Source organism: Micromonospora sp. WMMD1076 (assembly GCF_029581475.1).
GTDB lineage: Bacteria > Actinomycetota > Actinomycetes > Mycobacteriales > Micromonosporaceae > Micromonospora > Micromonospora aurantiaca.
In genome coordinates this window covers 4,446,564-4,459,447 of record NZ_CP120862.1, presented here as the reverse complement: position 1 = coordinate 4,459,447, position 12,884 = coordinate 4,446,564, and the positions used below count along the sequence as shown (strand labels likewise).

The following is a 12,884-nucleotide window of genomic DNA, read 5'->3' as shown; positions in this document are numbered from 1 at the left end:
CGGTCCCGTGGCTCTCACCACGGCGCCCGGCCGGACCCCGCGCACCGGACCGGCCGGCCCTCGCCCCACGCGGCGTCGGCCCGGCCGGGCCCGGCTCGGCGAGGGCCTGGCGGGGTACGTCTTCCTCTCGCCCTGGCTCATCGGACTGATGGGCGTCACGACGATCCCCATGGTGCTCTCGCTCTGGCTGAGCTTCACCGACTACGACATCCTCACCCCGCTGTCCGAGGTGCGGTGGGTGGGGCTGGCCAACTACGAGCGGATGTTCACCGCCGACCCGTCGTACTGGCACGCGGTGCGGGTCACGCTGACGTTCGCGCTGATCGCGGTGCCGCTGAAGCTGGCCGCCGCGCTCGGTGTGGCGCTGCTGCTCAACCGTGCCTGGCGTGGCGTCGGGCTGTTCCGCAGCCTGTTCTACCTGCCGTCGCTGCTCGGCGGCAGCGTCGCGCTGGCCATCGTCTGGGTCAACATGTTCAACCGGGACGGCGCGTTCAACTCGTTCCTCGCCGTGTTCGGCGTCGAGGGGCTGCCCTGGGTCAGCGACCCGGACTGGGCGCTGGAGACGCTGATGGTGCTGGCGATCTGGCAGTTCGGCGCACCCATGGTGATCTTCCTGGCCGGGCTCAAGCAGGTGCCCACCGAACTGTACGAGGCGGCGGCCGTGGACGGCGCCGGGGCGTGGCGGCGCCTCCGCGCGGTCACGCTGCCCATGCTCTCCCCGGTGATCTTCTTCAACCTGGTGCTGGAGACCATCAACGGCTTCCAGGGCTTCACCGCCGCGTTCGTGCTCAGCAACGGCACCGGCGGCCCTGTCGACTCCACCCTGATGTACACGCTGAAGCTCTACATCTCCGGCTTCACCGACCTGGAGATGGGCTACGCGTCGGCGATGGCGTGGGTGTTCCTGGTGGCGATCGGCGCGGTCACCGCCGTCTTCTTCAGCACCGGGCGGTTCTGGGTGCACTACTCGGACGGAGGGGACGCGTGAGCGCGAGGAGTGAGCCGGTTCTGCGAGCCCCGCAGCCGCGAACAAGGGAGGCGCTGTGACCGCGCTCACTGTCGCTCGCCGGCGGCCGGGCAGCGGACGGAACGTCCTGCGGCTGGTCGTGCTCGTGGCGATCGTCGCGGTGGTGCTCTACCCGCTGTTCTGGATGCTCGGCACCTCGGTCAAGTCGCAGGCCGAGATCGTCAACAACGTCGGCCTGCTGCCGGAACGGTTCACCCCCGGCAACTACCTCGACGGCTGGACCAACTTCGACATCGGCTTCGGCCGGTTCTTCCTCAACAGCGCACTGGTCAGCGGGCTCACCGTCGTCGGCAACGCGCTGTCCTGCCTGCTCGCCGCGTACGCCCTGGGCCGGCTGCGGTTCCGGCTGCGCAAGCTGTGGTTCACCGTCATGATCGGGACGCTGCTGCTGCCCGGGCACGTGCTGATCGTGCCGCAGTACATCCTGTTCCGCAGCCTCGGCCTGGTCGGCGGCGACTGGCCGTACCTGCCGCTGCTGGTGCCGCAGTTCCTGGCCACCGAGGCGTTCTTCGTCTTCCTCATGGTGCAGTTCATGCGCGGCATCCCGCGCGAGCTGGACGAGGCGGCCACCATCGACGGCGCGTCCCCGTATGGCGTGTTCCGGCACGTCATCCTGCCGCTGAGCCGCCCGGCGCTGGTCACCACAGCGATCTTCTCGTTCATCTGGACCTGGAACGACTTCTTCCGCCAGCTGGTGTTCCTGTCCAGCCTGGACGACTACACGGTCCCGGTGGCGCTGACCCTGTTCATCGACTCGACGAGCCAGAGCGCTGTCGGCCCGATGTTCGCCATGTCGGTGCTGTCCCTGCTGCCGGTGTTCCTGTTCTTCCTGGCCTTCCAGCGGATGCTCGTCGAGGGCATCAACACCAGCGGGTTGAAGGGATGACCGCCGTGCCTGCGCACACCGACGCCGTGCACGCCCAGACCGACGCCGTGCACGCCGGTGCCGACTGGCGGGACACGCTGCGCGAGGCGACCGACCTGGCGCTGCTCGGCTTCGCCGTGGCGCTCGCCGCACTGCCGGTGCTCACGCTCGCCCCGGCGGTCGCCACCGCCAGCGCCGCGCTGCACGACCGGTCGGTCACCGGCGCCTGGCCCGACGCGCGGACCAGCCTGCGCCGGTTCGGTCGCGCGCTGCCCGCCGGGCCGGCGGTGAGCGCCGTCGCCCTGGCCGCCGCCGCGCTGCTCGCCGCCGACCTGCTGGCGCTCACCACCGGCCGGGTGCCCGGCGGCGGGCCCGCGCTCGCGCTCACCGCCGTCGTGGTGGCGGTCCTGCTCGGGTACGCGGGCCTTGTCGCCGTAGCGGTCGGGCGCACCGGCGGCCGGGGTTGGCGGTCGGCGGCCCGCCGGGTGGCGCGCGCCTGCCCGGAGCGCCCCGGCGTCTGGGCCGCCGCCTCCGGCGTCTGCGCGCTCGCCGTGGTGCTGGGTGTGCTGGTCACGCCGGTGGCGGTGCCGATCCTCGGCGGGTACGCGCTCGCCGCGCTGCACGCGCTCGACGCCCGCCGCCCGGTCCCCGCCCCGGAGCCGTCGTGACCGCCGAACCCCGTTCCGCCGGTGCCGAGCCGTGCCCTGCCCGGCCCGAGCTGCTCGGTGGGGCCGAGCCGTGCCCTGCCGGGACCGACGTCGAACCCCGGCTGGTCGTGGACGGTGTCGAGGTGGCCCGGTACCTGGTCCGGCCCGATCTGGATCTCCGCCACGGCCCTCGGCCGTACCTGCATCCGGTGCGGACCCGGGCCGGTACCCCGGTGACCGGCGCGCTCCCGGCCGACCACGTCTGGCACCTCGGCGCGTCACTGGCCGTGCAGGACGTGGACGGCGTCAACCTGTGGGGCGGCCGGACGTACGTGCGCGGCACCGGGTACACCTGGCGCGACGACCACGGCGTCATCGCGCACACCGGCTGGCGGGAGCGGGCCGCCGACCGGCTCGACCACGACCTGGAGTGGCGGAACCGGCACGGCCGGGTGCTGCTGCGCGAGCACCGGCGGATCACCGCCGCTCCGGCCGGGGAGGACGCCTGGTGGCTGGACCTGTCCGCCACGCTCACCTCCGCCACCGGCGGCGACGTCCGCCTGGGCAGCCCGGCCACGAACGGCCGTCCCGGCGGCGCCGGGTACGGCGGCTTCTTCTGGCGTGCGGTGGCGGACGGCGAACCCCTCGTGCGCACCGATGACGCGGAAGGCGAGGAGGCGGTGAACGGCTCGGCCGCGCCCTGGCTGGCGCTGTCCGCCACCGCGCCGGGTGGCGGCGCGTACACGCTGGTGTTCACCGGTCTGGGGCCGGGTGACAGGTGGTTCGTGCGCACGGCGATGTACCCGGGCGTCTGCGCCGCGTACGCGTTCGACAGCCCGGCTGTGGTCGCGGCCGGGCGGCCCCGGCACAACCGGCACCGCGTCCTCGTCGCCGACGGTCACCTCGGCCCGGCCGACATCGCGGCCCGGCTGGACGCGGCGGCCGTCCGGTGAGCGAGCCGCGTGCCTCCGGTGCCGCGGTCACCTGACGGTACGGCCGGACGTGGTGGCGGTGGTCCGGATCGCCTTCACGATCGCCGGGATCGACCCGATCAGCAGCACCAGCGCCCAGATCAGCGCCACCACGGCGAACACCACGGCGCCCAGGTCGTCGAGGATGCTGACCAGGATCACCGGCACCAGGCCGTGCAGGAACTGCAACACCACAGTGCACAGCAGCGTGGTCAGCGCCAGCGCGACGAGGCCCTTGTTGCGGAGGAACCGGGGCTGGGCGGCGAGCAGCAGCGCGACCCAGACCAGTTTGAGCAGCAGCGCCAGCCCGAGCAGCACCGCCGCGTCGCCGACCGGGAAGAACCCCCACACCGCGAGGTACGCCAGCGTGCCGAACGGCGGGGCCAGGAACAGCGAGACCATCACCGTCAGCTCGACGAACGCGACGATCAGCAGGACCAGCGACACCAGCAGCAGCACGATCGAGAAGACGAGCGTGGCCACGCCCTGCACCCGGCCCTGAATCCGGTCCGGCAGCACCAGGCTCAGGCAGAACAGCCCGGTCGTCCAGAGGGCCACCACGTCGATCAGCGCCAGGTAGCCGATGCCCCGCCCGGACGGCTCGGACACCGCGCCGACGTCACCCAGTTCGACGCCGAGCTGACCGGCGTTGTCCCGCAGCGCGCCGCTCGCGTCGCCGCCGCCGGTCAGCGCCGCCGCGCCCAGCTCCACGCCGACCACGAGCGCCACCGCGAGCAGCGCCAGCAGCAGGAACGGCCTGCGCAACTCACCCATCCCGCGTCTCCGTCCCGGTCAGGACCGGGCCAGCGTGACCGAACATCCGCCACCTCCCGGACAGCGCAGGAGCACCTCGGTCTCCCGGTCCACAGCCACCTTCGCCACCGCTGGGCCGTCCGTGTCCGGGGCGACCTCGTCGGTGACCGTGACGTCCGCGTCGCCGGGTGCGCGGGCTGTCACCTCGAACGGCGTCGTCCCGCGCAGCACGAGCGTGCGCAGCGCGCCCGGGTCGGCCACCCGCAGCCGGCACGCGGTGCCGAAGGCGAGCGTCACCCCGTCGGCGGTGGTGGCCGGTTCGGCGGCCGGCGGCAGGCACGTCACGGCCACAGTCGCCGGGTCCACAGTCCCGGACCCGCGCCCGAGCCGGGCCAGCGCGCCCGGCCCGGCCGCCGGGTCACCCGGGTCGTCGGAGCGCCCGGCCACCGCCACCACGTACAGCGCCACCAGCAGCACGGCCACCGCCATCAGCAGCACCTTCTGCCGCCCGCTCACGGTGCTGTATCGGTTCGCGACTGCGGGGCTCGCAACACCGGCTCACTCCTCGCGCTCACGGTGCTGTATCTGTTCGCGACTGCGGGGCTCGCAACACCGGCTCACTCCTCGCGCTCACGGCCGGACGACGGGCGTGAAGCGGATCTCGTCCACCCCGGCGAAGTACCTGTCGGTGCCCTGGGTCTTGCTCACCGCCACGAGCGTCAGCTTGTGCGGCCCCCGGGTCAGCTCCACCGTGCCCACGTCCACCTCGTCGGTGCGGGCCACAGTCGGGCTGAACCCGAAGAACGTGTCGCCGACCTGCCGGCCGTCGACCAGCCAGATCGTGTTCGCGTAGTCGAACGAGGTGGTGCGCACCGTGGAGAACCGCCAGGTGCCGTGGGACGGCACGTCCACCTGCACTGTCACCCGGTCGCCCACGCCCCGGCCCAGGAAGAACAGTTGTGCGTCGCCGGACCACACCACGTCGCAGCAGTTCTCCTGCGCCACCACGTCCGCCTTCGTGCCGGTGGTGGACTGCACCGCGGCGCCGGAGACGAGCGTCTCCGCCTCCACCGTCACCGCGTCGGCCCGCGGCGGGGATGGGGTGTCCGGTCCGCGGGTAACCAGCCAGGTCACCACGCCGGCCACGACCAGCACCAGCGCCGCGGCCGCGGCGATCCACGGCCACGGCGCGCGCTTCGGGGGTACGACAGCCCGCACGTCGTACGTGACCCGGCCGCTGGATCGGGAACTCTCCTCCGGTGCGGTGTTGGCCGAGTACGCGAAACCGGTCATGTCGTAGCGCCGGGGCGGCGTGCCGGGCGGTACGGCGAGCCGGACCAGGAACGACACCGAGCCCTGCCCGGGTACCGCCCGCTGCGGCTCGGCCACCGTGAACCAGGCGCGCTGGCTGCCCTCGCCGGGCGCCACGTCGAAGACGACGGTGTCCGGCGCGGTGCCCGGGTTGGACACGGTGAACGTCAGCTCACCGGCGTTGCGGCCGTCCAGCGTGAACTGTCCGGCGGCGGCGACGACTGTCCATTCGGTGGTCATGACGGCTCCTCGGGCGGATCGTGGGGCAGGGGTGCTGGTACGTGCGCCCGGCCGACCGCGCGCACCGGAGCGACCCCGGCGGCGGGCTCGGGATCGGGTGGCGGGCCCGGGTCCGGCGGATCTGCCGCGGGCGGCGCCGGTTCGGGCGGGCCGGGGTCGGGCCGTACCGGTTCGGGCGGTCCCGCCGCGTGCGGACCGGTTCCGGTCGGCGCCGGATCGGTGGGCGGGTCGCCCGGTGCGGCGACGACCTCGACCGTGACCGCGGCCGGTTTCTCCGCCTCGACGATGCGGGTGACCAGCGCGAGCCGGTCGGCGGCGGCCGGCGGCACCCGCACCACCAGGTGGAACGGCCGCTCGGGCGGCTCGTCCAGCACGAAGCCGGTCACTCCGGTGGCCAGTTCCAGCGCGGTCCGCATCCCGTACGGGGTGCCGCGCCACCGGGCCAGCAGCGCGCCGTGCGCCACCAGGTCCCGCAGCCGGCCCACCGGCAACGGCAGCGGCGCGTCGGCGCGGGGCGCGGCGACCACGTGGTCCATCGCCACCCAGCGGGTCAGGTACGCGACGAACCCGTCCGGTGTCCGGTACGGGCCGAACAGCGCGTCGACGTCGGCGAGCACCGCCTCGTCCGGGGCGTGCAGCGCCTCCATCACGTCCAGCAGCGCGCCCAGCACGCTGCCCGGACCGGCGGCCCGCTGGTAGGCGGCCGGCAGCAGCCGCTCAATCGCCGCTCGGCGCATCCTGCCGCACCACCTCGATGTCGTGCTCGCCGGAGCAGAGCAGCCAGGTGCCGGGGACGGTGACCACGTCGGCGGTGGCCTGGTTGGCGCTCGCCGTCCAGTCCTCGCCGTCGCCGCTGCGGAACACGCCGCGCTCGCCGCCGGCCAGCACCAGCCGCCCGGCGCCGGAGGTGCCGGTGGGCGCGGTGGCGGCGATGGCGTCGACCGGGACGAACCGGGTCCGGTCCCGCAGCGGCAGGCCGCAGTTGACCATCACGGGCGACCACTGCGGCTGCCCGGCGAGCGTGTCCAGCCGGACCACGCCGCCGCTCTGCGTCGCGGCGAGCGCGAGCGGACCGCTGAACGCCAGGTCCCGGCAGGTGCCGCCGATCCAGCCGGCCGCCATCGACTGCCACTTCACGTCCGACTCGAACAGCCGGGTGCGGTGGCAGCCCTGGCCGGGCTTCTTCGGGTCCGGCTCACCCGCGCCGCACCACAGCAGTGTGGCCGGGCCGTCGTACTGCACGGCGAGCACCCGGTTGTCCACGTTGGCGAGGCCGACGTGGGCGAACGTGCCGGGCCGTCCGGCCGCTGTGGACAGGTAGACGCCGAATCCGGCCTGCGCGGCGACCGCCACCCCGGGTGCGCCGCGCTCGGAGACGAACGCGCGCACCGCGTAGAAGCCCCGGTCCGCGTCGGCCGGGTCGACCAGGATCTGCAACGGCACCGCGCCGGGCAGCAGCGGCACCTCGTACAGGCCGGTGTCGGTGGCCAGCAGCAGCGCGCCGGTGCCGTCCCGGTCGATCCAGGCCAGGTCGCGGACGCCGGAGTCGAGGTCGGTCAGCAGTGTCCACGTCTCACCCAGGTCGGTGCTCAGCCGGACCCGGGAACCTCCGGCGTCGCGGGTGGTCACCACCGCCACCGAACCGGCCCGGGGGACGACGCCGGGGCGTGCCGGAGCGGGCGCGGGCACCACCCGCACCACCGTCTCGTCGTCGAACCGGCCCGCCGGCTCCCAGCCCGCCCCGGCGTTGGTGGAGCGGAACAGCACCGGGCCGCCGCCGGCGTACCAGGTGTCGGCCTGGTACTGGTCCACCGCCACGGTCCGCACCCGAGTGTCGGGCGCCTCGTCGACCACGAACCGCACCGACTCGACGTAGCGCACGCCCGGCTCGGCGTGCTCCAGCATCCGGTACACGTTGGAGGCGCGCAGCGGCTCGCCGAACGCCCAGCCGGCCGGGTTCAGCGGCGTGGGCAGCGGGCTGAGCGTCTGGTGCAGCCGGTCGTGGATGCGTCGGCGCACCGCGTCCACATCCTCCTCGCGGCGCACCACCACCCGCGCCTGGATGGACACCGCCTTGTAGCGGGCCCAGCCCGCCCGCACGGCCGTACCCAGGGCGCGGCGGCGTTCCAGGTCGGCCTCGACCCGGCGGCGTGCCTCCTCCACCTCGTGCTCGCGCAGCACCGCCACCGGCAGCCGCCCGCCGGGACGGGCCGCCTCCGGTACGTACGGCACCAGCACCACCTCGACCTCGCCGGGCCGGGCGAAGCTGTAGACGGCGGCCCTGGTGAACGCCCGCGCCCGCGCCACCGCCCCGGAGCCGGTGGCGAGGATCTCGAAGTCCCGGGCGGTCACCGCGCGTTGCTGGGCGAAGAACTCGTACGGTCCGCGCGCCAGCACCGACTCCAGCGACTCCAGCTCGCGCCCGCCGGTGGCCGGCTCCGGGTTGTCCGCCCTCACCCCCGGCAGCGGGTCGCGCAGGCTGGTGAGCACGCCCGCCGCCACGTTCCCGGCGGGCCCGCCGCCGCAGCGGTACCAGAGCCGCACCTGCCGCCCGGCCGGTGGCACCGCCGCCACAGTGGTCGCCCCGGCCGCCCCCTCGACGGCCGGGGTGCCCAGGTCCGGGCGCAGGTCCAGCGCCGGGGCGAACGTGACCACCCCGGAGGCGCGGTCCACCAGGTAGACCTTCGCCTGCGGGCCGACACCGGCGAAGCTGTCCACCGGCCGCCAGATCTCGTACGTGCGGCCCTCGTGCTCGCGGGCCGCCGCGCCCAGCTCCACCGAGCCCGCCGGCACCTCCACGCCGAGCAGCAGGTCCAGCGCCTCGGTGGTCCGCGTCAGCGGCGCGCGGGCGGCCCTGAACACCTGACCGGGCTGCCCGGTGCCGGTGCCGAGCAGCTCCGCGTCGACCGGCTCGCAGTGGTGCACGCGTACCGTCGCCGTGGTCTCCCCGGCGGGCAGCACCGCCGGCTCGGTGGTCACGAAGACGACCGGCCGGGGGTCGGCGCCACGGGCCGCGGCGACGCGGGTGCCGGCCGGCACCCGCACCGGGCCGCGGTCCGGGCCGGTGCGGGTCAGGCGCACGTCGGCCCAGGCCGCCGCCGGTGGGTGCCGGGTGACGCCGAGCAGGTTCAGGAACGCCACGTACGCCTTCTCCGGCAACTGGTTCAGCCGGTAGATCATCACCTCGGTCAGGTAGGCGAACGCCTCCAGCAGCGCCATGCCCGGGTCGTGCGCGGACAGGTCGGTCCAGTCCGGGCAGGACCGGGCGATGCGTTCCCGTGCCTCGGTGACCAGGTCGAGGAAGGCGCGGTCGTCCAGGTGCGGCACCGGCAGCGTCATGACGTGCCCTCCTCGTCGGGTGTGTCGCCGGGTTCCGCGTCGGCGGGGAGCAGGTCGACGGAGAACACCAGGTGGCCGGGGGACAGGCTGGCCCGGACCCGGTAGTCCAGCCGGATCACCAGGCGCCACGGGTCGTCCGGGTCGGGACCGGCGTCCACGTCCAGCACCTCGACCCGGGGCTCCCAGCGCCGGATCGCCTGCCGCACGTAGTGGATCGCCAGCCCGGCTGTGGTGTCGTCGTTGGGCGCGAAGACGAGCCGGTGCAGCCGCGACCCGTACCCGGGACGCATCAGCCGTTCCCCGGGTGTGGTGGACAGCAGCAGGTACAGCGCCTGGCGTACCGTCTCGTCGCCGTCGGTCATGGCGAGCCCGCCGGCGGCGGTGAGCGCGAGACCACCGGCGCGGCCGGCGTCGAAGCCGGCGCCGACGAAGCGGAAGGCCCTCATGCGTCCGCCCCCAGGAAACCCTGCCGCACGTCGCGGACCTGGTGGTGCACGGTGCCCGGCGGGGTGCCGTCGGTGAGGCCGTCCAGGTGCGACAGCACCACCGGCTGCCGGTCCACCCGCACCCACGTGCTGTAACCCACAGTGACGGTCAGCGTGTGCAGGCACGGTTTGATCGTCGGGCCGTAGTTCGGGCAGGCGGTGATGCCGCGCCCCTCCGGGTCGGGCCGCACCAGCACCGGCACGCCGCGGACCGTGACCCAGTCCTGCGACGGGCGGTTCTTCACCCGCCCGTCGTGTCCGCAGGTGATCAGCGAGTCGCGGTGGATCCAGCGCATCAGCCACCTCCGGCGGAACGGGCGAGCGTACGGGCCTGCGCGGCGGCGGTCTCGGCGTCCTCGGCCGCCGGGGCATGCAGGAAGTCGACTGTGCGGCCGCGCACCACGACGGCCCGGCCGGGCGCGGAGAGCACCAGGTCACCGGCGGCGTGCACGGTGGTCAGCTCGGGCCGCAGCTCGACGAAGCTGCCCGCGTCGGTGGCGAGCCGCAGCGTCCGGCCGTCGTCGTCGATCACGATGGACTGCCCGGTGCCGGTCCGCATCGACCAGCGGCGCGAGCGCCCGGAGACGATCCCCGCGTCGTACGGCTCGACCGCGCCGAACAGCGAACCGAGCACCACGCCCGAGGCGGGTTCGCCGCCGGGCAGCGCCACCAGCACGGTGTCGTCCGGGTCGGGCAGCGCGACGATCCCCTTGCCCCGGCCCGCGCCCGGGCAGAGCACCGCGAGCCAGCCGGCGTCCAGATCGCCGTACGCCGGGAGCGTCACCCGGGCCCGGCCCAGCCCGTCCGGGTCGTCGATGTCGGTGACAGTGCCGAGCGTGACTGTCGCCGCCGGGGGCGCGGCCGACTGCGGCGGGCCGGGCGGCGCCGTGGAGAACCGGCTCAGGTGCCCGTCGGCGTCCACCGTGTGCACCACTTCGGTGAGCACGTACACCCCGGCCAGCGGGTCCGGGACGCCGACTAGGGCGATCCGCCGGCCGGGCCGCAGCGCCGGGTCGCCCTCCGCTGTGCCCTCGGCGGTGACCAGCGCCGCCACCCGGCTGTCCAGCCCGGCCTGGGCCAGCGCGGCCAGCTCGTCGTCGCTGCGGCCCGGCTGGTCGACGGCGGTGCGCACGCCGTCCGCGCCGACGTCGCCCGGGTCCGGGCGCAGCGGGATACGCCGCCCGCTGCGTGCCTCGTCCGCCCGCTGGCTCAGCGGCTCGGCGCGCTGCGGATGCCAGCCGAGGACGGCGCACTCCGCGCCCGCCCGGTCCAGGTTCTCGGTCAGCCGCAACGCGTGCACCGTCTCGCCGAGCGTCAACGGCAGCGGCTCCCCGTAGCCGTCCAGCGTGAACAGCCGCAACCGGTCGCCGTCGACGCCCAGGTGCAGCCCGGCCCGGCCGGCCACCTCGCACAGCAGGTCCAGGTCGGTGTGCCGGTGCTGGAGCAGCCGGTCCAGGCGCGGCCCGTCCTCATCGGCCGCCACGCTCAACCCCAGTCCGGCGCACAGCTCCCCGGCCAGCTCGGCGGCCGTCACCGACTCGAACACCCGCAGCTCCTGCCGTTTGCGCAGCCGGTGCAGCGGGTCGTACGCCCGGATCCGGGCCAGCGCGGCGCCGTCACCGGCGTACTCCCGCTCGACTGCTGTCACCTCGCCGGTGAACAGCGCCTCCGCCTGCCCGTCGAGGCGGACGTCGACTGTGGCGCCGGGGCGTACCGGCGGGTCGAGCGGGCCCGCCCCGGGGGCGGCGGTGAGCGTCAGCTCGCACTGCGCGGGCCGGTCCAGCCGGGCGGCGACGCGGATGCCGCGCAGCCGGGCCGGATCGGCCAGCGGCCGGCCGTCGAGTGTGACCAGGGCGGCCCGGCTCACGGCGTACCTCCCGTGGTGACGGCATCCGGCCTGACGGTGGCGGCGCCGACCGGGGGGACGGCGAGCGCGGTGCCGGCGGGCACGGTGAGCGGGTCGGTGATCCGGTTGTGCTCGGCGAGCAGCCGCCAGCGCAGCGGCGAGCCCAGCGCGTCGTGGGCGAGCAGGTCGAAGCGCACCCCGGACCAGCCCGGCTCGGCCGCACCGTCGGCGGCGGCGACCACCGCCGACCCGGGCGCGACAGCGGGTGTGCTCGCGGCGGCCAGTTCCTCCTCGAACCCGGCGCGCGCCGCCTCCGCGCCCTCCGCGACACGGACCAGCTTCAGCCGCAGCCAGGACCGCCGGGGCGTACCGGTGAGGGTGAACGCGTCGAAGCGTTCCGCGATGGCGGTGATCACGCCCGGGACGTTCCAGGTCTTGCCCCAGACCAGGCGGACCAGCGGCGGGCGCAGCCAGCCGTGCTCGACAGCCGAGTTCTCGGCCAGCATCCACAGCGGCCGGGTCAGCGCGCGGACGTCCTCGGGCCGGGCCGGGGACTCCACGAAGTCGACGTCGAAGAGCAGGTCCAGCACCAGTTCGGTACGCCCGCCGCCGGTGAAGACGAGCGGGTCGTCGGCCAGCCCGGCGCCGGTGAGCGGCCCGTCGGGTCCGCCGCGCGGGCGTATCCCGGCCAGCCGCGTCACCTGCACGGTCTCCGGGTTGAGCAGGCAGTCGACCCGGGTACCGGACTCGTCCACGAGGAAGGCGACGCGTTCCATCAGTCACCCGCCTGTTCCCGGTCCAGCCGGGCCGTGTCACGCCACGGCGTGGTCCGCGTCGCAAGCCACGCCGGTTCGGCCGGGAGCACCGGCCACGGGTCCGTGTGCGCTCCGCCGCCGTCGGTCGCCCGGCCCGCGCCGGCCGGCTTCGTCGTCCGGGCCGGGCCGGCGTCGTCCGGCAGGACCGGCCACGGGCTGTCGGACGGGGGCCGCGCGGGTCGCTGCCACTGTCGCGTCCGGAACTCGCCGCCGGGAGCCGGGTCGTGCCCATCCCGGTACGGCGAGCCGGCGGCCCGCACCGGGTGGTCGGCGACGGATCCGTCCCCGGTCCCGCCGCGACCGTTCGCCGACCCGGTTCGACAGCCCCTGGTGTGTGCGGCCGGTCCATGCGGCGGCGACTGTGGCGCAGCCGCGAAGACGAGCGGGCGCACGTCGCCCCGATCGGGCGACAGGTCCGCCCCGGCGGCGTCATCCCGGTGCCGTGCCCGGCCTCGGCGAACCTGTGCGGGGCTCCGGAGCGCATCCACCCGACCGGCGCCGAGGCTGGGCCACCGCCGAGGGGTCGACGGCGAGGCCGGGTCGCCGGGCGTGACGCGGCCCCGCGATCCGATCGCGTCACGGCTG

The 12,884-nt window shown here is 75.1% G+C and carries 13 protein-coding genes; 4 read left to right on the top strand and 9 right to left on the bottom strand.

Features of this window, described 5'->3' with window-relative positions:
• Positions 1 to 7 precede the first annotated feature (7 nt).
• Genes O7622_RS21230 through O7622_RS21215 form a run of 4 tightly spaced genes read left to right on the top strand, consistent with a single transcriptional unit; the run spans position 8 to position 3,492 of the window.
• A complete protein-coding gene (locus tag O7622_RS21230; protein ID WP_282309919.1) occupies positions 8 to 988 on the top strand; it encodes a sugar ABC transporter permease in 981 nt (326 codons plus the stop codon).
• Positions 989 to 1,043: 55 nt separating this feature from the next.
• Positions 1,044 to 1,913, top strand: a complete 870-nt coding sequence (locus O7622_RS21225; protein WP_282309918.1) for a carbohydrate ABC transporter permease — start codon at positions 1,044 to 1,046, stop codon at positions 1,911 to 1,913.
• Positions 1,910 to 2,560: a hypothetical protein gene (locus O7622_RS21220; RefSeq protein WP_282309917.1), complete on the top strand. Its 651-nt coding sequence runs from the start codon at positions 1,910 to 1,912 to the stop codon at positions 2,558 to 2,560. The genes O7622_RS21225 and O7622_RS21220 overlap by 4 nt, the downstream gene beginning before the upstream one ends.
• Positions 2,557 to 3,492 carry a PmoA family protein gene (locus O7622_RS21215; RefSeq protein ID WP_282309916.1) on the top strand — a complete coding sequence of 312 codons (936 nt, stop codon included), beginning with the start codon at positions 2,557 to 2,559 and terminating at the stop codon, positions 3,490 to 3,492. Before O7622_RS21220 ends, O7622_RS21215 begins: the two co-directional genes overlap by 4 nt.
• 27 nt (positions 3,493 to 3,519) lie before the next feature.
• Here O7622_RS21215 and O7622_RS21210 read toward each other — a convergent pair whose 3' ends face one another.
• From O7622_RS21210 to O7622_RS21170, 9 genes are all read right to left on the bottom strand, one after another.
• Positions 3,520 to 4,284: a hypothetical protein gene (locus O7622_RS21210; RefSeq protein WP_282309915.1), complete on the bottom strand. Its 765-nt coding sequence runs from the start codon at positions 4,282 to 4,284 to the stop codon at positions 3,520 to 3,522.
• Between the two features lie 18 nt (positions 4,285 to 4,302).
• On the bottom strand, positions 4,303 to 4,779 hold the full coding sequence (locus O7622_RS21205; RefSeq protein ID WP_282309914.1) for a hypothetical protein: 477 nt from the start codon (positions 4,777 to 4,779) through the stop codon (positions 4,303 to 4,305).
• A 114-nt stretch (positions 4,780 to 4,893) separates the two neighbouring features.
• Entirely contained in the window at positions 4,894 to 5,814 is a 921-nt protein-coding gene (locus tag O7622_RS21200) for a hypothetical protein (protein ID WP_282309913.1), read from the bottom strand.
• Positions 5,811 to 6,551, bottom strand: coding sequence for a phage tail protein (locus O7622_RS21195; RefSeq protein ID WP_282309912.1), 741 nt, complete (start codon positions 6,549 to 6,551; stop codon positions 5,811 to 5,813). Before O7622_RS21195 ends, O7622_RS21200 begins: the two co-directional genes overlap by 4 nt.
• A complete protein-coding gene (locus O7622_RS21190; RefSeq protein ID WP_282309911.1) occupies positions 6,532 to 9,153 on the bottom strand; it encodes a putative baseplate assembly protein in 2,622 nt (873 codons plus the stop codon). Before O7622_RS21190 ends, O7622_RS21195 begins: the two co-directional genes overlap by 20 nt.
• Positions 9,150 to 9,599, bottom strand: a complete 450-nt coding sequence (locus O7622_RS21185; protein ID WP_282309910.1) for a GPW/gp25 family protein — start codon at positions 9,597 to 9,599, stop codon at positions 9,150 to 9,152. Before O7622_RS21185 ends, O7622_RS21190 begins: the two co-directional genes overlap by 4 nt.
• Entirely contained in the window at positions 9,596 to 9,934 is a 339-nt protein-coding gene (locus O7622_RS21180) for a hypothetical protein (protein WP_282309909.1), read from the bottom strand. Before O7622_RS21180 ends, O7622_RS21185 begins: the two co-directional genes overlap by 4 nt.
• Positions 9,934 to 11,505 carry a phage baseplate assembly protein V gene (locus O7622_RS21175; protein WP_282309908.1) on the bottom strand — a complete coding sequence of 524 codons (1,572 nt, stop codon included), beginning with the start codon at positions 11,503 to 11,505 and terminating at the stop codon, positions 9,934 to 9,936. Before O7622_RS21175 ends, O7622_RS21180 begins: the two co-directional genes overlap by 1 nt.
• Entirely contained in the window at positions 11,502 to 12,260 is a 759-nt protein-coding gene (locus tag O7622_RS21170; protein WP_282309907.1) for a hypothetical protein, read from the bottom strand. Before O7622_RS21170 ends, O7622_RS21175 begins: the two co-directional genes overlap by 4 nt.
• Positions 12,261 to 12,884 lie beyond the last annotated feature (624 nt).